This window comes from Paraburkholderia sp. RL17-383-BIF-A (assembly GCF_046028015.1).
GTDB lineage: Bacteria > Pseudomonadota > Gammaproteobacteria > Burkholderiales > Burkholderiaceae > Paraburkholderia.
On the sequence record NZ_JARESR010000016.1, the window covers coordinates 136442 to 157040 of the forward strand.

General features: G+C 63.3%; 18 protein-coding genes. 5 read left to right on the plus strand and 13 right to left on the minus strand.

All coding sequences use genetic code 11. From position 1 onward, the window contains the following. Positions 1–263: 263 nt before the first annotated feature. From ettA to ugpB, 6 genes are all read right to left on the minus strand, one after another. Positions 264–1928: an energy-dependent translational throttle protein EttA gene (gene ettA, locus P0D71_RS19840; RefSeq protein ID WP_408481658.1), complete on the minus strand. Its 1665-nt coding sequence runs from the start codon at positions 1926–1928 to the stop codon at positions 264–266. 233 nt (positions 1929–2161) lie between these two features. Next, positions 2162–2458, minus strand: coding sequence for a DUF3761 domain-containing protein (locus P0D71_RS19845; RefSeq protein ID WP_408185676.1), 297 nt, complete (start codon positions 2456–2458; stop codon positions 2162–2164). 49 nt (positions 2459–2507) lie between these two features. Beyond that, positions 2508–3596: a sn-glycerol-3-phosphate import ATP-binding protein UgpC gene (locus P0D71_RS19850; protein ID WP_408481660.1), complete on the minus strand. Its 1089-nt coding sequence runs from the start codon at positions 3594–3596 to the stop codon at positions 2508–2510. Between the two features lie 85 nt (positions 3597–3681). Beyond that, positions 3682–4527 (minus strand): sn-glycerol-3-phosphate ABC transporter permease UgpE, encoded by an 846-nt coding sequence (ugpE, locus tag P0D71_RS19855; RefSeq protein WP_091798694.1) that lies wholly within the window; start codon positions 4525–4527, stop codon positions 3682–3684. Beyond that, positions 4524–5408 (minus strand): sn-glycerol-3-phosphate ABC transporter permease UgpA, encoded by an 885-nt coding sequence (gene ugpA / locus P0D71_RS19860; RefSeq protein WP_091798697.1) that lies wholly within the window; start codon positions 5406–5408, stop codon positions 4524–4526. Before ugpA ends, ugpE begins: the two co-directional genes overlap by 4 nt. A gap of 101 nt (positions 5409–5509) precedes the next feature. Then, positions 5510–6835, minus strand: a complete 1326-nt coding sequence (gene ugpB / locus P0D71_RS19865; RefSeq protein WP_408481662.1) for a sn-glycerol-3-phosphate ABC transporter substrate-binding protein UgpB — start codon at positions 6833–6835, stop codon at positions 5510–5512. Between the two features lie 327 nt (positions 6836–7162). Between ugpB and P0D71_RS19870 the strand changes: the two genes are divergently transcribed. Continuing rightward, positions 7163–8140 carry a glycerophosphodiester phosphodiesterase family protein gene (locus P0D71_RS19870; protein WP_408481664.1) on the plus strand — a complete coding sequence of 326 codons (978 nt, stop codon included), beginning with the start codon at positions 7163–7165 and terminating at the stop codon, positions 8138–8140. A 113-nt stretch (positions 8141–8253) separates the two neighbouring features. On the opposite strand, the gene ychF is transcribed toward P0D71_RS19870, so the two are convergent. Further along, positions 8254–9348, minus strand: coding sequence for a redox-regulated ATPase YchF (gene ychF / locus P0D71_RS19875; RefSeq protein WP_091798706.1), 1095 nt, complete (start codon positions 9346–9348; stop codon positions 8254–8256). A 394-nt stretch (positions 9349–9742) separates the two neighbouring features. Between ychF and P0D71_RS19880 the strand changes: the two genes are divergently transcribed. The 4 genes from P0D71_RS19880 (at position 9743) to P0D71_RS19895 (ending at position 14398) form a co-directional block, all read left to right on the plus strand. Then, on the plus strand, positions 9743–10915 hold the full coding sequence (locus P0D71_RS19880) for a UbiH/UbiF family hydroxylase (protein ID WP_091800995.1): 1173 nt from the start codon (positions 9743–9745) through the stop codon (positions 10913–10915). Positions 10916–11036: 121 nt separating this feature from the next. Beyond that, positions 11037–11762, plus strand: coding sequence for a DsbC family protein (locus P0D71_RS19885; protein WP_091798709.1), 726 nt, complete (start codon positions 11037–11039; stop codon positions 11760–11762). A 94-nt stretch (positions 11763–11856) separates the two neighbouring features. Beyond that, positions 11857–13647, plus strand: a complete 1791-nt coding sequence (locus P0D71_RS19890; RefSeq protein WP_408481667.1) for a M61 family metallopeptidase — start codon at positions 11857–11859, stop codon at positions 13645–13647. Positions 13648–13801: 154 nt separating this feature from the next. Further along, the gene (locus P0D71_RS19895; protein ID WP_091798715.1) at positions 13802–14398 is read left to right on the plus strand and encodes an FMN-dependent NADH-azoreductase; all 597 of its coding nucleotides are present in this window, start codon (positions 13802–13804) and stop codon (positions 14396–14398) included. A 136-nt stretch (positions 14399–14534) separates the two neighbouring features. Here the strand turns inward: P0D71_RS19895 and P0D71_RS19900 are convergent, their stop codons facing one another. From P0D71_RS19900 to trpE, 6 genes are all read right to left on the minus strand, one after another. Then, on the minus strand, positions 14535–15377 hold the full coding sequence (locus tag P0D71_RS19900) for a uracil-DNA glycosylase (protein ID WP_408481669.1): 843 nt from the start codon (positions 15375–15377) through the stop codon (positions 14535–14537). Between the two features lie 231 nt (positions 15378–15608). Then, positions 15609–16235, minus strand: a complete 627-nt coding sequence (locus P0D71_RS19905; RefSeq protein WP_408301959.1) for a CYTH domain-containing protein — start codon at positions 16233–16235, stop codon at positions 15609–15611. Positions 16236–16287: 52 nt separating this feature from the next. Further along, positions 16288–17073 carry an indole-3-glycerol phosphate synthase TrpC gene (gene trpC / locus P0D71_RS19910; protein WP_408481671.1) on the minus strand — a complete coding sequence of 262 codons (786 nt, stop codon included), beginning with the start codon at positions 17071–17073 and terminating at the stop codon, positions 16288–16290. Positions 17074–17091: 18 nt separating this feature from the next. Continuing rightward, positions 17092–18123 carry an anthranilate phosphoribosyltransferase gene (trpD, locus tag P0D71_RS19915; RefSeq protein WP_408301963.1) on the minus strand — a complete coding sequence of 344 codons (1032 nt, stop codon included), beginning with the start codon at positions 18121–18123 and terminating at the stop codon, positions 17092–17094. 17 nt (positions 18124–18140) lie between these two features. Continuing rightward, entirely contained in the window at positions 18141–18743 is a 603-nt protein-coding gene (locus P0D71_RS19920) for an aminodeoxychorismate/anthranilate synthase component II (protein ID WP_408187528.1), read from the minus strand. A 13-nt stretch (positions 18744–18756) separates the two neighbouring features. Next, positions 18757–20250 carry an anthranilate synthase component I gene (gene trpE / locus P0D71_RS19925; protein ID WP_091798732.1) on the minus strand — a complete coding sequence of 498 codons (1494 nt, stop codon included), beginning with the start codon at positions 20248–20250 and terminating at the stop codon, positions 18757–18759. Positions 20251–20599: the final 349 nt, after the last annotated feature.

Genomic DNA, 20599 nt, shown 5'->3' on the forward strand with positions numbered 1-20599 from the left:
GCTCGTCGGGCGGGCGCGCGTCTGAATTGGACCATCGCGGCGGACCACACGCACTCTGCCGCGATGACACGTATCACGCCACGGTACGCAAGCTGTGTGCCCTGCTGCTCATCTCGGCGACGCCAGGTGTTCGCGGCACCTGCTACGCGGCGCCGCAAAATTCGCCCGCGCGAGCACACGTGGGCACGCGCGCACGCAAGAGCGCGGCCGTCGAGGCGGCCTGCGCGTCAGCCCAGCCGACGAGCAGGCCGCCCGGTTCGAGCTTATCGCGCGATCGGCTTGTAACGCAGACGCTTCGGACGCGCACCTTCTTCACCCAGACGCGCGCGCTTGTCGGCTTCGTATTCCTGGTAATTGCCGTCGAAGAACGTGACTTGCGAATCGCCTTCGAACGCGAGAATGTGCGTGGCGATCCGGTCGAGGAACCAGCGATCGTGCGAGATCACCAGCACGGAGCCTGCGAACTCGAGCAACGCGTCTTCCAGCGCGCGCAGCGTTTCGACGTCGAGATCGTTCGACGGTTCGTCGAGCAGCAGCACGTTGCCGCCCGCGATCAGCGTCTTGGCCAGGTGCAGCCGGCCGCGCTCGCCACCCGACAGATTGCCGACGATCTTCTGCTGATCGCCGCCCTTGAAGTTGAAGCGCCCGATATACGCACGCGACGGCGTTTCATACTTGCCGACCGTCAGCACGTCCGCACCGCCGGAGATTTCCTCAAACACGGTTTTCGAGCCGTCCAGCGCGTCGCGGCTTTGATCCACGTATGCGAGCTTGACGGTCGGGCCTTGCACGATCTCGCCCGAATCCGGCTGTTCGCGGCCGGTCAGCATGCGGAACAGCGTGGACTTACCCGCGCCGTTCGGCCCAATGATGCCGACGATCGCGCCAGCCGGAATCTTGAAGCTGACGTTGTCGAGCAGCAGGCGGTCGCCATACGACTTGCTGACGTTCTTGAACTCGATCACTTCATTGCCGAGACGGTCGCCGACCGGAATGAAGATTTCCTGCGTTTCGTTGCGCTTCTGGTAGTCCTGGCTGTTCAGTTCCTCGAAGCGGGCAATACGCGCCTTCGACTTCGCCTGACGGCCCTTCGGGTTCTGGCGCACCCACTCCAGTTCCTTCTTGATGGCCTTCTGACGCGCCGATTCCGACGATTCTTCCTGCTTCAGCCGCTCTTCTTTCTGGTCGAGCCAGCTGCTGTAGTTGCCCTTCCACGGAATGCCGTGGCCGCGGTCGAGTTCGAGAATCCACTCGGCGGCGTTATCGAGGAAGTAGCGATCGTGAGTCACGGCGACCACGGTGCCCGGGAAGCGCGTGAGGAACTGTTCCAGCCAGTCGACCGATTCCGCGTCCAGGTGGTTGGTCGGCTCATCCAGCAACAGCATGTCCGGCTTTTCGAGCAGGAGCTTGCACAGCGCGACGCGGCGCTTTTCGCCACCCGACAGATGCTCGATCTTTGCGTCCCAGGCCGGCAGGCGCAGTGCGTCGGCAGCGATTTCGATTTGCTGCTCAGCGCTGCCGTCGGCGGTGGCGAGGATCGCTTCGTACTTCGCCTGTTCGGCGGCGAGCGCGTCGAAGTCGGCGTCCGGTTCGGCGTAGGCCGCGTAGATTTCGTCCAGTTTCTTTTGCGCGCCGAAGACATCGCCGAGACCTTCCTCGACCGCTTCACGCACCGTCTTGTTCGGATCGAGTTGCGGTTCCTGCGGCAGATAGCCGATGTTCAGGTTCGGCATCGGCGTGGCTTCGCCTTCGATGTCCTTGTCCACACCGGCCATGATGCGGATCAGCGTCGACTTGCCCGAGCCGTTCAGGCCGAGCAGGCCGATCTTCGCGCCGGGAAAGAACGACAGCGAGATGTCCTTGAGGATTTGACGCTTGGGCGGCACGATCTTGCCGACCCGGTTCATGGTGAAAACGTATTGGGCCATTTGCTTGCAATAGACGTTGACGACGCCGGCCGCGAGGGGGCGGGCAGTCGTGGGTGGATGGGTAATCGGTGTTATGGCCGGGCAGAGCGCCCGGCGCCGGCCGGCGCGGCTTGGAGCGTGGCGTCGAACTTCGCGACACCCCGCGCGCGGGCGGGTTCTTCAAATGGCATTGTACTTCGGCAGGGGCAGGGCACGGCAGTGGGTGTCCGTTCGGCTAGGTCCCGCCCGGATGCTCAGAGCCAATCCGCCACGCCGCCGTGGCGCGAACACGTGCCGCTGCGGTGGCGGCTAAAGCTGTAGGTGCCGTCGCGGCAACGTGCCGTGGCGCCTTCCGGCGCCTTGCCGGATAACGAGCGGGCCGGCGCGTGCACGGTGTTGCCGTCGCGATTGGTGTAGGTATTGTGATTGCTGAGGTTCGCTTCGTCCGGCGTCGTGCCCGGCGCAACATACGCGAACGCCGACGAGACGCTAAACAGCAGCGCTGCGACTACCGCGCAGGATCGCAAGGTCTTACGGGTCATGCCCATCATGGTCTTTCGAGTGCTTGTTATTCTGACTGCTCGGGCGATTTATCAGGCCTCAGTTCGCGCGCTTGCCGCTGGCCGGGTCGAAGAAATGCAGATGTTGCGCGGGCAGCGCCACGTGCAGCGCTTCGCCCGCCGCGGGCCGATGCGCATGCGGCAAGCGCACCGTCACGTCATGCTTGCCCCAGCGACCGTGCGCGAGATTGTCCGCGCCGAGCAGTTCGCAGGAATCGACGGTGAGCGTCGCGTGAGGCGCGTCCGCCTGACCCGGGCTCATGTGTTCCGGACGAATGCCGAGTGTCCACTCGCGCCCTTTGGCGACTTCGCGGCCGATCGACGCCACGCCCGTCAAAGGCAGCTTTGGACCGTTGCCCGCCACTTCGAAAACGGAGCCGTCGTCCGACACGCGGCCTTCCAGCAGATTCATCCCGGGCGAGCCGATAAAGCTCGCGACGAACACCGTGGCGGGCCGCTCATAGACTTCGGTCGGCGCGCCGATCTGCTCGGCGTGGCCTTTGTTCATCACGATCACGCGCTGGGCGAGCGTCATCGCTTCGATCTGATCGTGCGTCACATACAGGCTCGTGGTGGCGAGCCGCGCATGCAGACGCTGGATTTCGAGCCGCATCTGCACGCGCAGGCGCGCGTCGAGATTCGACAGCGGTTCGTCGAACAGAAACACCGCCGGCTTGCGCACGATAGCGCGGCCCATCGCGACACGTTGCCGTTGTCCGCCGGACAATTCGCGGGGCTTGCGTTGCAGTAGCGCTTCGAGTTCGAGAATCTGCGCGGCGGCGTCCACGCGCTGCCTGATCTGCGCCCGGTCCACGCCCGCGATCTTCAGCGCGTAACCCATGTTCTCGGCCACGCTCATATGCGGATAGAGCGCGTAGTTCTGGAACACCATCGCGATGTTGCGATCTTTCGGTTCGAGCTGGTTGACCACTTTGCCGGCGATCGAAATACTGCCTTCGGAGATGCGCTCCAGTCCCGCCACCATCCGCAGCAAGGTCGATTTGCCGCAGCCGGACGGGCCGACCATCACGACGAACTCGCCGTCGGCGACGTCCACGTCGATGCCGTGCAACACGAACTGTTTGCCGTCGTAGGTTTTTTTCACGCCTTGCAGAGTCAGTGCAGCCATGCCGTTTTAGCCTTTCGTTGCTTGCCGCGCGTCGTGCGGTGTTGTTATTTCAATGCCGGAATAAGCTCGCTCAAACGGGCGCCGCTTACTTCTCCGCGTCCACGAGTCCGCGCACGAACCAGCGCTGCATCGTCAGCACGACGGCGAGCGGTGGCAGCATCGCGAGCAGCGTCGCGGTCATCACGAGATGCCATTCGGTCGCGGTGTCGCCGGAGGCGATCATGCTTTTTATGCCGACCACGGCCGTGGTCAGCGATTGCTGGCTCGTGATCAGAATCGGCCACAGGTACTGATTCCAGCCGTAAATGAAGGTGATGACGAAGAGGGCCGCCATGTTCGTTTTCGACAGCGGCAGGACCACGTCCCAGAAAAACCGCATGGCGCCCGCGCCGTCGATGCGCGCCGCTTCCATCAATTCGTCCGGCAGCGTCATGAAGAACTGGCGGAACAGGAATGTCGCGGTGGCCGAGGCGATCAGCGGCAATGTCAAACCGCTGTACGTATTGCTCAGATGCATCGACGACACGACCTGCACGGTCGGAAAGATCCGCACTTCGACCGGCAGCATCAACGTGATGAAGATCAGCCAGAACGCGAGATTACGAAACGGGAAACGGAAGAACACGATCGCGTAAGCGGAGATCATGGAGACCGCGATCTTGCCGATCGAAATCACCAGCGCCATCACGAGGCTGTTGAACAGCATGCGGCCGAACGGCGCCGCCGCGTTGCCGCTGCCTTGCGACCAGACCGTCGCGATGTTCTCGAACAGATGCGTGCTCGGCACCAGCGAAAGCGGCACGCTGAACACCTGTTGCTCGCTCATGGTCGCCGCGCAGAACGCGACGTAGACCGGAAACACCACCAGCACGACGCCGAGAATCAGCACCGCGTGGCAGAAGAGGTCGAAACCGCGGCGGTTCTCGATCATGAGTATTGAACCCTGCGTTCGATAAAGCGGAATTGCACGACCGTCAACGCGACGACGATCCCCATCAGGATCACCGACTGCGCGCCGGAACTGCCAATGTCGAGCCCCTGAAAACCTTCGGCGAAGATCTTGTAGATCAGCGTGCGAGTGGATTGCGCGGGGCCGCCGCCGGTGGCTGCGTCGATCACCGGGAAGGTGTCGAAGAACGCGTAGGTGATGTTGATCACCAGCAGGAAGAAGCTGGTCGGCGACAGCAGCGGCAGTGCGATGCCGAAAAAGCGCCGTACCGGGCCGGCGCCGTCGATCGCCGCCGCTTCGATGAGCGAGCGCGGGATCGCCTGCAAGCCGGCATAGAAGAACAGAAAGTTATAGCTGACCTGTTTCCAGACGGACGCGAGCACCACGAGGAACATCGCCTGACCTGCGTTCAGCGCGTGATTCCAGACAATGCCGTACTTGGCCAGCGCGTAGGTGACGAGGCCGATGCTCGGGTTGAACAGAAACGACCACAACACGGCGGCAATCGCGGGCGCGACGGCATACGGCCAGATCAGGAGCGTTTGATAGGTCTTGGCGCCGCGCGTGACGCGATCGGCGCAGACTGCCAGCAACAGCGAGATCACGAGGCCGGACACCGTGACGAGCGCGCAGAAGATCAGCGTCGTGTAGAACGACGACAGGTAGAGCGGATCGGCAAAGAGCTGCTTGAAGTTGGCGAGCCCGACGAACTCGCTCGACGTGCCGAACGCGTCCTGACTTTGCGTGGATTGCCACAGCGCCTCACCGGCCGGCCACAGGAAAAACAGCAGCGTGATCGCGAGTTGCGGCGCGACGAGCAGGTAGGGCAGCAGGCTGGTGCCGAAGCTGGAGCGCTTTTCCATCGATGATATCCAAGGTTCTGCGGCAACCACGGGTTCCGGCGCGGGCGCGCCGGAACCTCGTTCGCTCAGTTTTCCGCTCAGTTTTCCGCTCAGTTTTCGGCTCAGTTGCCGGCTTTCTCGAAGCGGCGCAGCAGTTCATCGCCACGCGACACGGACGCGTCGAGCGCCTGTTGCGGCGTCTTCTTCTGAGCCCAAACCTGTTCGAGTTCTTCGTCGATGATCGTGCGGATCTGCGGCATGTTGCCCAGACGCAATCCCTTCGTGTACGGCAGCGGCGGCTTGTTGAGCATCTGCTTGATGGCGGTGTCGCTGCCCGGATTTTTCTCGTAAAAGCCTTGTTGCTGCGTCAGTTGATAAGCGGCGGTGGTGACCGGTAGATAGCCGGTGTCCTGATGCCACTTGGCCGCAACCGGCGCCGACGACAGATACGAGAGGAATTTTGCCACGCCCTTGTAGACGGCCGGATCCTTGCCCGACAGCACCCACAGGCTCGCCCCACCGATGATCGCGTTCTGCGGCGCGCCCTTCACGCTGGCGTCGTAGGGCATCATGCCGGTGCCGAAGCTGAACTTCGCGTACTTCTTGATCGTGGCGAGCGACCCCGACGAGTTGGTGATGATCCCGCAGTCGCCGCTATAGAACTTCGACACCGGTTCGTCCTTGCGGCCGACGTAGGTGAAGGTGCCGTCCTTCTGCATGTTTTGCAGGAACTGGATATGCGCGACCTGCAGCGGCTTGTTGAATTCCAGTTGCGCGTCCGGGCCGTCGAAGCCATTGTTCTTCGTCGCGAACGGCGCGCCATGCCAGGCGCTGTAGTTTTCGAGTTGGATCCAGCTCTGCCAGCCCGACGAATAACCGCACGCCATGCCCGACGCCTTCAGCTTCTGCGCGTCGGCCTGCAGTTCCGCCCAGGTTTTCGGCGGCTGGTTCGGATCGAGGCCGGCTTTCTTGAACGCGTCCTTGTTGTAGTACAGCACCGGCGTCGAACTGTTGAACGGCATCGAGATCAGCTCGCCCGTTTTCGCGTCGCTGTAATAGCTGGCGATGGTCGGCACGAAGGCCTTTTCATCCAGCGGCACGCCGGCCTGCTTGAACACTTCGGAGACGGGGATCACGGCCTTCTTCGCCTGCATCATCGTGGCGGTGCCGACTTCGTAGACCTGGAGGATGGCCGGCGCATTGCCGCTGCGATAGGCGGCGATGCCGGCGGCGAGGGTCTGGTCGTAAGTGCCTTTGAACACCGGCACGATCTTGTAGTCGCTTTGCGACGCGTTGAACGCGTTGGCAATGTCGTTCAGCCGTTCGCCCAGCGCGGCTTCCATGCCGTGCCAGAACTGGATTTCAGTTGCGGCGTAGGCCGCCTGAGTGAGGCCGGCGCTCAATACGGCGGCAACGGAAAGAGAACGGATTAGCGGCTTCAAACTCATCGATTTGTCTCCAGTGTCGGAACGGGCGCGGATGCGAATCGCGCGATTCTAGTTGTGTTCGATGACAGTCCGGCGTCGGCGGCCGGACGGCGCGCACCATTTTTGGTGGTCGCCGAATGCCGCAATTTAACATCGGTGTCACAAAACGGAAACAGCGGGTGTTGATATGCCCATTGAGTGGGCGACGAATGCGCGAGTTTGCGTGGGAGCAGGGACTGAGCTCGTTCGCTGGACGCGGCCGTTCGCGTGCGGGCATGATAGACGTCCGTTGCGCGTGTGCCTGCTTCGTGTACGTTACGCCACGGTGGGTATTAATCAGGATTCCAGATGCTGAGTTCAGTACGATTGACGGGAGGCAGCTTTATTGCAGGCCTTTTACTGGCGGGTTGTTCGCTCACGCCTCCCTTGACGCCGAACAATGCCGTCACGCAGGTGAGCGCGTTGCCGGCGATCATCGCGCATCGCGGTGGCACGGGCGATGCGCCCGAGAACACGCTCGAAGCGATTCGCCTGTCGATCACGAATCACGCCGACGCGATGTGGCTCACCGTGCAGTTGAGCAAGGATGGCGTGCCGGTTCTTTATCGGCCGGGCGATCTGTCGGCGTTGACCGACGCGAAAGGGCCAGTGTCCGTGTATACGGCGGCTCAACTCGCACGCGTGAATGCGGGGTGGACGTTCCGCCGCGCGGATGCCTATCCGTATCGCGATCACCCTTTGGGCATTCCGACGCTGCGCGAAGCACTGCGCATCATGCCGGCTGGCATGCCGGTGATCCTCGATATGAAGGCGCTGCCAGCCGAACCGCAGACGCTGGCCGTCGCGCGCGTACTCGATGAAGAAAACGCATGGCGGCGCGTGTCGATCTATTCGACTGAAGCGGACTATCAACGGAGCTTTGCCGCGTATCCGCAAGCGCGGCTATTCGAATCGCGCGATGCCACGCGTGGGCGGCTCGTGCGTGTCCTGCTGAATCAGGGTTGTGTGGACGCGCCGGCCGAACACGCGATGAGCGCGTTCGAGTTGCACCGCGCATTGACGGTGGTCGAGAAGTTCACGCTTGGAGAAGGGCGCTCGGACGTGCAGGCTACGTTATGGACGCCTGCCACGGTCGCGTGCTTCAGGCAGAAGCCGGACGTGCGAATCATTGCGATTGCCGTGAACGATGCGGACGATTACCGCACGGCTGCGTGCCTCGGCATCGACGCGGTGCTCGCGGATTCGCCGTCGAAGATGACGCCCGTCAGGAACGGTATCGCGTTGCCGCTGCAGTGCGGGCGCGCCGGCACAAGTGGCGGGCAGTAAAGCAAAGAGCCCGCTCGAAGCGGGCTCTTTCAATGTCACCGGCTGCGCGGATGGCGGCGTTCAGGTTTCCACCCGTGGCCGCCTCGCGCTGAAGCCGAGGTTCAAACTCAAACTTACACGTTGAACAGGAAGTTCATCACGTCGCCGTCGTGCACGACGTATTCCTTGCCTTCCGCGCGCATCTTGCCGGCTTCCTTCGCGCCTTGTTCACCCTTGTAGGTGATGTAGTCGTTGAACGCGATGGTCTGCGCGCGAATGAAGCCGCGCTCGAAGTCCGTGTGAATCGCGCCGGCCGCCTGCGGCGCGGTATCGCCGATATGGATCGTCCACGCGCGCACTTCCTTCACGCCCGCCGTGAAGTAGGTCTGCAGGCCCAGCAGCTTGAAGCCGGCGCGGATCACGCGGTTCAGGCCCGGCTCTTCCATGCCCATGTCGGCGAGGAACACTTCCATGTCGGCTTCGTCGAGGTCGGCGATTTCCGCTTCGATCGCGGCGCACACGGCGACGACCGGCGCGTTTTCCGCAGCCGCGAACTTCGTGACCGCGTCCAGATGCGGGTTGTTCTCGAAACCGTCTTCCTTCACGTTGGCCACGTACATGGTCGGCTTCGCGGTGATCAGGCAGAACGGCTTGAGCGTGGCTTTTTCTTCGTCGGACAGGTCGAGCGCACGGACCGGTTTGGCCTGGTCGAGCTGCGCGCGCACTTTTTCCAGCACGGCGGCGTTCTTGATAGCTTCCTTGTCGTTACCCGACTTGGCCGCCTTCGAATAGCGCGCCAGCGCCTTTTCGACGGTCGCGAGGTCGGCCAGCGCCAGTTCGGTGTTGATCACCTCGATATCCGACAGCGGATCGATCTTGTTCGCGACGTGAATCACGTTCTCGTCTTCGAAGCAGCGCACCACGTGCGTGATCGCATCCGTTTCGCGGATGTTGGCGAGAAACTGGTTGCCCAGACCTTCGCCCTTGCTCGCGCCGGCCACCAGACCGGCGATGTCGACGAATTCCACCACGGCCGGCAGGATGCGTTCCGGCTTGACGATTTCAGCGAGCGCCTTCAGACGCGCGTCCGGCACTTCGACAATGCCGACGTTCGGCTCGATCGTGCAGAACGGGTAATTTTCGGCGGCGATGCCCGCCTTGGTCAGCGCATTGAACAGGGTGGACTTGCCGACGTTAGGCAGGCCGACGATGCCGCATTTGAGGCTCATGGAAATCCTTCATTGATTCAGTAAGTTGCGTGATGCGCTCGACGCTATATGCAGGATTCGAGAAGCCTTCGCGTGTGGCGTGGCGGACAAATGCAGCGGAGCGGGACAAGACACCGGATCGGGGCGTTGCTCGACGACCGGGTGCGAGTTTTCACGGAAAGCGTAATTGTAACCCGTTCGGATCGGCTCACTGCTGCGGCAGACGGAGAGCGGCGCTTGCCGTCCGGGCGGGCGCATGGCGTTCCTGTCTTCCGAGCGCGAATTCACGCGGCTGCGCGAAGCGGACGCGGCGCTGGCGGCGGACGGTCGTCTGCGAGTATCGGCGCGCTTGTTCGGGCGCAAACGCCGAGCGCGTCGATCCGTCCCTCGCAACCCCCGCGGCTATAATGCGCGGATGAATGCACACCACCAGACCTTTGATGCCGCCGTGATCGGCGGCGGGCTCGTCGGCAAGACCGCGGCGCTGGCGCTGACGCAAGGCGGACTGCGCGTGGCGCTGCTCGCGCAGCCCTGCGCGGCGCTGCCCCACGGCGCCAGCTTCGACTCGCGGGTCTACGCGCTGTCGTCGAGCTCGCAGGCTCTGCTGGAGCGTTTGCGGGTCTGGCAGGCGCTCGATCTGACGCGGCTCGGGCCGGTCTACGACATGCGCGTCTACGGTGACGCGCACGCCGAACTGCATTTCTCCGCGTTTCAGGCTTCGGTGCCGCAACTCGCGTGGATCGTCGAGTCGTCGGTGATCGAGCGCGCATTGGACGCCGCGCTGCGCTTCCAGCCGAATCTTACCTGGATCGACACGCGCGCCCAGGCGCTGGACTTCACCGCTGACAGCGCCAGCGTCGGCCTCGCCAACGGCAATGTGCTCGAAGCCGATCTGGTGGTCGGCGCGGACGGCGCGCATTCGTGGGTGCGCGCGCAGATCGGCTCGAAGATGGTCCGGCGCGACTATAAGCAAACCGGCGTGGTCGCCAATTTCAAGGCCGAGAAGCCGCACAGCGAAACCGCGTATCAATGGTTCAAGGACGGCGAGATCATCGCGCTCCTGCCCATGCCGGACGGCCACGTCTCGCTGGTGTGGTCGGCGCGCACCGAGCACGCAGAGCAACTGGTCGCGCTCGATCCGGCGCAGCTCGCCGCTGAAGTGGAACGCGTGACGGGCGGTCAGTTCGGTGCGCTCGATTGCGTGACGCCCGCGCAAGGTTTCCCGCTCGCGCTGCAAACGGTCGACCGGCTGGTGGCGCCACGCGTCGCGCTGGTCGGCGACGCCGCGCATCTGATCCATCCGCTGGCCGGGCAGGGCATGAACCTCGGCCTGCGCGACGTCGCGGCGCTCGCTGACACCGTCGCCGGCAAGGAGTCGTTCCGCGATCTCGGCGACATGGTGCTGCTGCGCCGCTACGAACGCGCGCGCCGCGAAGACATTCGCGCGCTGATGATCGCCACCGACGGTCTGCAAAAACTCTTTTCCGTTCCCGGTCCGTTCGCCAAGGCGCTGCGCAATACCGGCATGGCTTTCGTCGGTGCGCAGCCGTTCATCAAACGCTGGCTGGTGTCGGCCGCGTTGGGCTGACGCGCCCGGCCCGGCATGCCGCTGCCGGCCAGGCAGGTATCATGAACGGATGGACGCCGTTCCGGTCAGACCGGGAACGTCACGAAACGCGCAATAGCGCGATTGAACCCAGGAATTCAGCATGAAGAAGACTTTCCGCGTGGCGGCCGCCGCGCTTGCAATCGCAGCCGTCACGATCGGCTGCTCCGCACAGGCCGACCAGACTACCGACAAGCTCAAAGCCACGCTGCAAACGCGCCTCGCGGACGTGACGATCAAGAGCGTGACGAAATCGCCGATCGCCGGCCTGTACGAAGTGAACCTCGGCTCGCAGATCGTCTATAGCGACGCGAACGGCGACTATCTGATGCTCGGCGACATGGTCGACGCGAAGACCCGTAAGAATCTGACTGAAGCGCGCCTCGCGGAAACCAACCGTATCGATTTCGCGAGCCTGCCGTTCGCCAACGCCGTGAAGGTCGTGAAGGGCAACGGCGCGCGCAAGATCGCCGTGTTCTCCGACCCGAACTGCCCGTACTGCAAGCAGCTCGAAACGTCGCTGAAGTCGATCGATAACGTGACGATCTATACGTTCCTGTACCCGGTGCTGTCGCCCGATTCGACCGCGAAGTCGAAGTCGATCTGGTGTTCGACGGACCGTGCGAAGGCATGGGAATCGTGGATGCAGGACCATCAGGCGCCCACCGCCGCCGGCACCTGCGACACCGCCGCGATCGACAAGAACCTGGCGCTTGGCCACGCGATGAACGTCGACGGCACGCCCACGGTGTTCCTCGCCGACGGCCGCCGCCTGCCCGGCGCCGTGCCGGCCGACCGGCTGGACAAGGAAATGTCCGCAGTGCGCTGAGCACACGGAACACATCGAACAAAGGAGGCGCGACGTGCGCCTCCTTTCGCATCAAGCCCGACTATCCCCGCCTCACCTCTTCTAATCGCCGCCGATGAAGCCGATCCGCTACACCATCGTTCCCAAGCAACCCGCGGCCCACCTGTTCGAAGTCACCGTGACCGTCGCCGATCCCGATCCGGCCGGTCAGCGTTTCATGCTGCCGGTGTGGATTCCGGGCAGCTACATGGTGCGCGAGTTCGCCCGCAACATCGTGACGCTGCGTGCTTTCAACGACGCGGGCCGCAAGGTGCGCGTCGAAAAGACCGACAAGCACACCTGGCATGCCGCGCCGGTCAAAGGCGCGCTGACGCTGCGCTACGAGGTCTACGCGTGGGATCTGTCGGTGCGCGCCGCGCATCTCGACGATACGACCGGCTTTTTCAACGGCACGAGCGTGTTTCTCTCGCCGCTCGGTCACGAAGAGGCGCAGTGCGTGGTCGATATCCAGAAGCCGGAAGGCGCCGCGTATCGCAACTGGCGTGTCGCCACCGCGCTGCCGGAGGCGCGCGGCACGAAGCGTTATGGTTTCGGCGAGTATCGCGCACAGAACTACGACGAGCTGATCGATCATCCCGTCACGCTGGGCGAATTCGCGCTCGCGACGTTCAAGGCGCACGGCGTGCCGCACGACGTCGTGATCGCCGGGCGCGTGGTCGGGCTGGACATGGCGCGTCTGTCCGCCGACCTGAAGCGCATCTGCGAAGCGCAGATCGCATTGTTCGAGCCCAAGTCGAAGAAAGCGCCGGTGGATCGCTACGTATTCATAACCCAGGCCGTCACGGATGGTTACGGCGGCCTCGAACACCGCGCTTCGACCGCGCTGATCTGCAATCGCGGCGATCTGCCGGTGGAAGGGCGCGAGGCGCTCACCGAAGGCTACCGGACCTATCTCGGTTTGTGCAGCCACGAATACTTCCACACCTGGAACGTGAAGCGCATCAAGCCGGCCGTGTTCGCGCCGTACGACCTGAGCGTCGAAAACTACACGTCGCTGCTGTGGCTGTTCGAGGGCTTCACCTCTTACTATGACGATCTGATCCTCGTGCGCAGCGGCCTGATCACGCAGGACGACTACTTCGGCCTGCTCGGCAAGGTGGTCGGTGGCGTGCAGCGCGGCAGTGGGCGCCTGAAACAGAGCGTCGCCGAAAGCTCGTTCGACGCGTGGGTCAAATATTATCGGCAGGACGAGAACGCGCCGAACGCGATCGTCAGCTACTACACCAAGGGTTCGCTCGTCGCGCTGGCGTTCGATCTGACGATTCGCGCGCAGACCAACAACCGCAAATCGCTCGACGACGTGATGCGCTTGCTCTGGCAGCGCTTCGGCCGTGACTTCTATCGCGGCAAACCGGTTGGCGTCGACGAAAGCGAGATTGAGGCGCTTTTCGCGGAAGCGACCGGCGCGAAACTCGGTGAGTTGTTCGCCGAAGCCGTGCACGGCACGCACGATCTGCCGCTCGAGACGCTGCTCGCGCCGTTCGGCGTAGCAATCGCGCCGGAACTCGAAAAGAACGGCAAGCCGTCGCTCGGCGCACGCGTGCGCGGCGGCGCGGATTGCACGCTCGCGGCCGTTCATGACGGCAGCGCCGCGCAAAAAGCCGGGCTCTCGGCTGGCGACGTGCTGATCGCGGTGGACGGCCTGCGCGTGACCGGCTCGAATCTTGACGGATTGCTCGCGCGCTATCAGCCGGGCGCGAAAGTCGAGGTTCACGCGTTCCGCCGCGACGAACTGCGCGTCGCGCAAGTCAAGCTGGACGGGCCTGAGGTCGCGCGCTACAAGCTCGCCGTCAGCGACAAGCGGGCCGCCGCGCGCAAGGCGCGCGAGCGCTGGCTGGAAAGCTGATCGTCATCCGGGCCGTCCACAATGGACGGCCGGGCGCGGCGGATTGTCCTACCAGTGCAACAATCCGTCGCTGCCGGATGGCTTTTTCCCGGGTCGGTAAAAAAACACAATGGCTCCACTCGCGCAACACAGCGCGCCCCTACTGGAGTCAACCATGACCACGATCCTGCAAATCAACTCGGCAGCCCGCTCGCAAGGCGCGAACTCGACGCTACTCGTCAACGAGCTGACCGCAAAGCTGCAACAATCGAATCCGGGCGCGCAAGTCGTCGTCCGCAATCTGCAAGCCGAACCGCTGCCGCATCTGGACGACGCCGTCCTCGGCGCGTTCTTCACGCCGGCTGACCAACGCACGGCCGAGCAAGCCGCGATCGCTGCGCGCAGCGAAGCGCTGATCGCCGAACTGCAAGCCGCCGACATCGTCGTGATCGGCGCGCCGATGTACAACTTCGGCATCTCGTCGCAACTGAAGACGTATTTCGACTTCATCGCACGTGCCGGTATCACGTTCCAGTACACGGCGAATGGTCCGGAAGGTCTCGTGAAGGGCAAGAAGGTGTACGTCGTGTCGGCACGCGGCGGCAAGTATCTCGGCACGCCGAACGATAGCCAGACGCCGTACCTGAAGAGCTTCCTCGGCTTCCTCGGCATGACCGACGTAAACTTCATCTACGCCGAAGGCCTGAACATGGGTCCGGACGCCGCCGGCGCCGCGCTGGCTTCCGCCCGCGAAGCGATCGCCGCTGCGTAAGGCAGGCCGCGCTGCTTCAATGTGCGGCGAATAGTGTTCTGGAATGAAAAACGCCACGGGTTCTGAATCCGTGGCGTTTTTGTTTTGTGGCGCCGATGTGTCGCGGTTGCTTCGTCCCTGTCCGTTGGTGGCGCATTCAGGCGAGCATTTGCGCTTCGTCGGGCAAGCGCCAGTCGATCGGCTCGCGGCCGTGCTGCGCGAGATATTCGTTGGCCTTGGCAAAATGCCCGCAGCCCAGAAAACCTCGATGCGCCGACAGCGGCGACGGATGCGGCGCCTCCAGCACGTAATGCGACTTGCCGCCGAGCAGCGCGCGCTTGGCTTGCGCATGCGCGCCCCACAGCATGAACACGAGGCCGTCGTGGCGCATCGCCAGTTCATGGATCAGCGTGTCGGTGCATTTTTCCCAGCCGCGTTTTGCGTGGCTGGCGGCTGAATCGCGCTCCACGGTCAGCACCGTGTTCAGCAGCAGCACGCCTTGCGTCGCCCAGGTGTCGAGACAGCCGTGACGCGGCGTATCGTGGCCGAGGCTCGCGGTGATTTCCTTGAAGATGTTGCGCAGCGACGGCGGCGTGCGCACGTTCGGCGCCACCGAAAACGCCAGTCCGTGCGCTTGTGGCGTGCCGCGGTCCTCGCCGTGATACGGATCCTGGCCGAGGATCACCACTTTCACGTCGTCTGGGCTGGTCAGGCGCAGTGCGCGGAAAACGTCGGCGGGGTAGACGGTTTTGCCAGCGGCGCGCTCACCATCGACGAAACGGCAGAGCGGCGCATACGCATCGCTTTCGATAAACGGCTTGAGATGCGCGCGCCATGCCGGCGGCAGCGCTTCGAATTGCGCTTCGAGCGTTGGCGGCAGCGCGCTGGCACCGGATTGCTGCGGCGCAGTGGTCGTCATGTCAGTGGCCGGCTCGGGTGCGGCTTCGCCGAACAGCGAAGCCTGCGTCGGATTGGAACGGGTGCGGGAAGCAGAGGTCATGGCGGGGAAGTGTCGCAGCAATCGGCGCGTTGCTCAAGGTGTCGGCGGCGGCGTGTCGTATCTGGTCAGTGTGGGCGCTGGATAGGCGCTCCTGTTCGACGAGATTGCAGGATAGGCGAGCGTCCGCCTGACACTTGACGTTGCGCTGTCGAGCCGGCAGCCGCCGGGAGGAAGTCCTTCGCGAAAGTCGGGCTCTGTGTCGGCCGGCAGGGATAGCGGCCTTAACGCGGCTCAACCTGCCCGCAATTGATAACCACGCTGGGCCTTGCTGATGTCGTCCGGTGCGAGACCGGCTATCTGCTTGCCCAACTCCGCGGCAAGCGTGTGGAGCGCGGCTTCGTCACCGGACTTCAGCTCAAGTTCGACTTCCGAGATCGGTGCGCGGCGTGCCTCGCCGTCAACTTCGGCGAACACATCGCCCTGATCGATCGCCGCTTCGACTTCGGAACCGTCCGCCTGGACGTGCCACAGCGTACGGGTGAAATTCGTGCGGAAGAGTTCGATAAGTTCGGGCGCGGCTTGACGCAAAGCGCTCGCGGCGGACGGTTCGTCGCACTCACGCAGCAGCGCGTCGATCTCCAGCTTTTCACCGGCCACCGGTATTTCCCATTCATGCCGGCTGTGCATGCCGTTTTCAGACTTGCCGACCGTCTTGAAGGTTTGCAGCCAGCCGTCGGGCGTCTGGCGCAAACGCAGGGCGCTCTTCGAGCTTGCCAGCGTCAGCTCAGGCGTGTCGAAGTAAATATTCACCAGCTTGATCGGACGACCCTGCGCCCCGGTGCGCGCAACGAACCACTGCGTCGCCGCTTGCACCTGCGCAGGCGGCAGCGCCAGCTTGATTTCGCGTTCCATACCCATGACTGCTCCGCTACCTATGCCGCGTGCCCTGCGTCGTGTGTCGACACAGCGCTCAGAAAAACATTCGTGCAAGTTCCACACCCGGCTCGTCCGCGCGCATGAACGCCTCGCCGACCAGGAACGTATGCACGTCCATTGCGCGCAGGCGCTCCACATCGACGCGCGACAGAATGCCCGACTCCGTCACGACGATGCGGTCGTCCGGAATCGCTTCGAGCATGCCGATCGTCGTCTCGATCGACGTCTCGAAGGTGCGCAGGTTGCGATTGTTGATACCGATGAGCGGTGTTTTCAGCGTGAGCGATTCCATCAGTTCGTTCTCGTCGTGCACTTCGACCAGCACCGCCAGACCCAGCGAATGCGCGAGCGCTTCGAGGTCCTGCATCTGCGACGTTTCGAGCGCGGCGGCGATCAGCAGGATCGCGTCGGCGCCCATCGCGCGGGCTTCGACGATCTGATACGGATCGACGATAAAGTCTTTGCGCAGCACCGGCAGACTGCAGGCCGCGCGCGCTTCCTGCAGATACGCGACGCTGCCCTTGAAGAACTGCACGTCGGTGAGCACGGACAGGCAGGCCGCGCCGTGCTTTTCATACGAACGCGCGATTTCGGCCGGCACGAAGTGCTCGCGCAACACGCCTTTGGACGGGCTCGCTTTCTTGACTTCGGCGATCACAGCGGCAAGACTCGCCGCGTGTTTCGCGCGCAATGCGCCGACGAAGTCGCGAATGTCGCGCGTCGACGCTTCGAGGCGCAGCTCTTCGAGCGGCGCGCTTTGTTCTGCCGCACGGACTTCTTCGCGTTTGACCGCGATGATACGGTCGAGGATGTCGCTCATAAGTGTCTCGCTACGTGATTACTGCTTGAATTGCTGGGTGAAGCGGACCAGATCGTCGACTTTCGCCCGCGCCTTGCCGCTCGCGATCGCTTCGCGCGCCAACTGGATGCCGTCAGCAATCGACGAGGCCACGTTCGCCGAATAGAGCGCCGTGCCCGCGTTCAGCGTGACGATTTCGCGGGCCACGCCCGGTTTATTGTCGAGCGCGTCGAGCAGCATCGCTTTGGATTCGGTGGCGTCGGCCACTTTCAGGGTGCGGTTCGACACCATCTGCATGCCGAAGTCTTCCGGGTGGATTTCGTACTCGTGGACCTGGCCGTCGCGCAACTCGCCGACTTGCGTCGCCGCGCCGAGCGAGACTTCGTCCATGCCGTCCATACCGTACACCACCAGCACGTGCTTCGCGCCGAGGCGCTGCATCACGCGCACCTGAATGCCGACGAGGTCGCCGTGGAACACGCCCATCAGCTGGTTGGGCGCGCCGGCCGGGTTGGTCAGCGGCCCGAGAATGTTGAAGATGGTCCGCACGCCGAGTTCGCGGCGCACCGGCGCGATGTTCTTCATGGCCGGATGGTGGTTCGGCGCGAACATGAAGCCCATGCCGGTTTCCGCAATCGAAGCCGCCACCTGTTCCGGCTGCAGATCGATATTCACGCCGAGCGCTTCGAGTACGTCCGCGCTGCCTGACTTGCTCGATACCCCGCGGCCGCCGTGTTTCGCGACCTTGGCGCCCGCCGCGGCCGACACGAACATGGTTGCCGTGGAGATGTTGAAGGTCTGCGAGCCGTCGCCGCCGGTGCCGACGATATCGACGAAGTTCGAGTTGTCCGGCACGTCGACGTGCCGGGCGAATTCACGCATCACCGTGGCGGCGGCGGTGATTTCGCCGATGGTCTCTTTTTTGACGCGCAAGCCGGTGATGATCGCCGCCGCCATCACCGGCGAGAGTTCGCCGCGCATGATGAGCCGCATTAAATGCAGCATTTCGTCGTGGAAAATTTCGCGGTGCTCGATGGTCCGTTGCAGCGCTTCCTGGGGCGTAATCGTCATGATGTCGTCTCTCTTCATCAAGCGTTGCGATTGGCCGTTTGCGCGCCGGCGAGCTTCGACTGCTTCACGAAATTTTCGAGCAGCGCATGGCCGTGTTCGGACAGAATCGATTCCGGGTGGAACTGCACGCCTTCCACGGCCAGTTCCTTGTGACGCACGCCCATGATCTCGCCGTCTTCAGTCCATGCCGACACTTCGAGGCAATCGGGCAGCGATTCGCGTTCGATCGCGAGCGAGTGATAGCGGGTCACGACGAAGTGTTTCGGCAGGTCGGCGAACACGCCTTTGCAGTCGGTTTCGATCGTGCTGACCTTGCCGTGCATGATGGTTTGCGCGCGCACCACGCGCCCGCCGAAAGCCTCGCCGATCGCCTGATGGCCGAGACAGACGCCGAGAATCGGCGTCTTGCCGCTGAATTCGCGCAGTACGTCGAGCGTGATGCCGGCGTGTTGCGGATTGCTCGGACCAGGCGACAGGCAGATGCGCTCGGGGTTGAGCTTCGCGATTTCGTCCAGCGTGATTTCGTCGTTCCGATAGGTGCGCACGTCTTCGCCGAGTTCGCCGAAGTATTGCACCAGGTTGTAGGTGAACGAGTCGTAGTTGTCGATCATGAGCAGCATGGTGTGTCTCCGGTCAGAAGTCGCTATCGAGGCCGTCTTGAACCTGTTCGGCGGCGCGCAACACGGCGCGTGCCTTGTTCTCGGTCTCTTGCCATTCGGATTCCGGCACCGAATCCGCGACTACACCCGCTGCCGCCTGCACGTACAGATTGCCGTTCGCGATCACGCCGGTGCGGATCGTAATGGCCAGATCCATTTCGCCGGTGAACGACAGATAACCGACCGCACCGCCATACAGGCCGCGCTTCACGGGTTCCAGTTCGTCGATCAGTTCCATCGCGCGGACCTTCGGCGCGCCCGACAGCGTGCCGGCCGGGAAGGTGGCGCGCAGCACGTCGAAATTGGTGGTGCCGGGTTTCAGCTTGCCTTCGACCGAACTCACGATGTGCTGCACGTGCGAGTACTTTTCGATCACCATCTTGTCGGTGACGACCACCGAGCCGATCTGCGCGATGCGGCCCACGTCGTTACGCGCGAGGTCGATCAGCATGACGTGTTCGGCGATTTCCTTCGGGTCGTTCAGCAGTTCGGTCGCGAGTTCCGCGTCGCGTTCCGGTGTGTTGCCGCGCGGACGCGTGCCGGCGAGCGGCCGGATCGTCACGATGCGATCCTCGCCGCGCTTTTCCTGGCGCACCAGGATTTCCGGCGATGCACCCACCACGTGGAAGTCGCCGAAGTTGTAGTAATACATATACGGCGACGGATTCAGCGAGCGCAGCGCGCGATACAGCGAGAGCGGATTGTCGCGGTACGGCTTGATCAGGCGCTGGCCGACCTGCACCTGCATCAGTTCGCCGGCCGCGATGTATTCCTTCGCCTTGCGAACGGCCGCCAGATAATCGTCTTTCGCGAACTCGCGATAGGTCTCGGTACGCACGCTGGCCGAAGTGACCGGCGGCTGCACGGTGGTGCGCAAGCGCTGGCGCAATTCCCGCAGACGCTGTTTGGCTTTGGTGTAAGCCTCGGGCTGCGTCGGGTCGGCGTAGATCACCAGATAGAGCTTGCCCGCGAGGTTGTCGATCACCGCGACTTCTTCGGTCAGCAGCAATTGAATGTCGGGCAGATTCAGATCGTCTTTCGGCGCCGTGTGCGCGAGCTTTTTCTCGATGTAGCGCACCGCGTCGTAGCCAAAATAGCCAGCCAGACCGCCCGCGAAACGCGGCAAACCCGGGCGCTGCGCCACTTTGAAACGGCCCTGGAATTGCTGGATGAATTCGAGCGGATCGCCCTCGTGCGTTTCGACGACCTTGCCGTCGCGCACCACTTCCGACACGCCGTTACGGGTGCGCAGCAGCGTGCGCGCCGGCAGGCCGATGAACGAGTAGCGGCCGAAACGTTCGCCGCCCACCACCGATTCCAGCAGGAACGAGTTGGCGCCGTTGCGCTCGCTCTGCGCGAGCTTCAGGTACAGCGAGAGCGGCGTTTCGAGGTCGGCGAGCGCTTCGGCGATCAGCGGGATGCGGTTGAAACCCTCGTTGGCGAGGGACTGGAATTCGAGTTCGGTCATGTTCCGATCCTGTACGGTGGTCCGGCGGCGTGCGTCGGACAAAGCGGGGCGTAGCGCGCCCGGTCAGGCGTTCGTTCGACGTTTCGACACGATGATACCGACCGGCGCGAGTTTCCCATCGACGCGTGCAAGGGATTTCAGCGCACAGACGTACTTTGCGGGTACACGCAGGCCGAATCAACCGATGCAGCGAAACAAAGTGATGGAAAAAACGCGTGAGCGCAGCGAAGTAAAAAACGGTTGCCGAAGACGAGCTTCAGCGTACCTCAGGCGAGGTTAGCGCGACCAGCGACGCCAGGGCCAGGCTCCCCGGTCGATGCTAATCAGACTCCGTTTTTTATTCAGAAAC

Excerpts from the sequence above, each read along its gene's own strand:
- ettA (WP_408481658.1), bottom strand. The coding sequence starts at position 1,928 with ATGGCCCAATACGTTTTCACCATGAACCGGGTCGGCAAGATCGTGCCG.
- P0D71_RS19845 (WP_408185676.1), bottom strand. The coding sequence starts at position 2,458 with ATGATGGGCATGACCCGTAAGACCTTGCGATCCTGCGCGGTAGTCGCA.
- P0D71_RS19850 (WP_408481660.1), bottom strand. The coding sequence starts at position 3,596 with ATGGCTGCACTGACTCTGCAAGGCGTGAAAAAAACCTACGACGGCAAA.
- ugpE (WP_091798694.1), bottom strand. The coding sequence starts at position 4,527 with ATGATCGAGAACCGCCGCGGTTTCGACCTCTTCTGCCACGCGGTGCTG.
- ugpA (WP_091798697.1), bottom strand. The coding sequence starts at position 5,408 with ATGGAAAAGCGCTCCAGCTTCGGCACCAGCCTGCTGCCCTACCTGCTC.
- ugpB (WP_408481662.1), bottom strand. The coding sequence starts at position 6,835 with ATGAGTTTGAAGCCGCTAATCCGTTCTCTTTCCGTTGCCGCCGTATTG.
- P0D71_RS19870 (WP_408481664.1), top strand. The coding sequence starts at position 7,163 with ATGCTGAGTTCAGTACGATTGACGGGAGGCAGCTTTATTGCAGGCCTT.
- ychF (WP_091798706.1), bottom strand. The coding sequence starts at position 9,348 with ATGAGCCTCAAATGCGGCATCGTCGGCCTGCCTAACGTCGGCAAGTCC.
- P0D71_RS19880 (WP_091800995.1), top strand. The coding sequence starts at position 9,743 with ATGAATGCACACCACCAGACCTTTGATGCCGCCGTGATCGGCGGCGGG.
- P0D71_RS19885 (WP_091798709.1), top strand. The coding sequence starts at position 11,037 with ATGAAGAAGACTTTCCGCGTGGCGGCCGCCGCGCTTGCAATCGCAGCC.
- P0D71_RS19890 (WP_408481667.1), top strand. The coding sequence starts at position 11,857 with ATGAAGCCGATCCGCTACACCATCGTTCCCAAGCAACCCGCGGCCCAC.
- P0D71_RS19895 (WP_091798715.1), top strand. The coding sequence starts at position 13,802 with ATGACCACGATCCTGCAAATCAACTCGGCAGCCCGCTCGCAAGGCGCG.
- P0D71_RS19900 (WP_408481669.1), bottom strand. The coding sequence starts at position 15,377 with ATGACCTCTGCTTCCCGCACCCGTTCCAATCCGACGCAGGCTTCGCTG.
- P0D71_RS19905 (WP_408301959.1), bottom strand. The coding sequence starts at position 16,235 with ATGGGTATGGAACGCGAAATCAAGCTGGCGCTGCCGCCTGCGCAGGTG.
- trpC (WP_408481671.1), bottom strand. The coding sequence starts at position 17,073 with ATGAGCGACATCCTCGACCGTATCATCGCGGTCAAACGCGAAGAAGTC.
- trpD (WP_408301963.1), bottom strand. The coding sequence starts at position 18,123 with ATGACGATTACGCCCCAGGAAGCGCTGCAACGGACCATCGAGCACCGC.
- P0D71_RS19920 (WP_408187528.1), bottom strand. The coding sequence starts at position 18,743 with ATGCTGCTCATGATCGACAACTACGACTCGTTCACCTACAACCTGGTG.
- trpE (WP_091798732.1), bottom strand. The coding sequence starts at position 20,250 with ATGACCGAACTCGAATTCCAGTCCCTCGCCAACGAGGGTTTCAACCGC.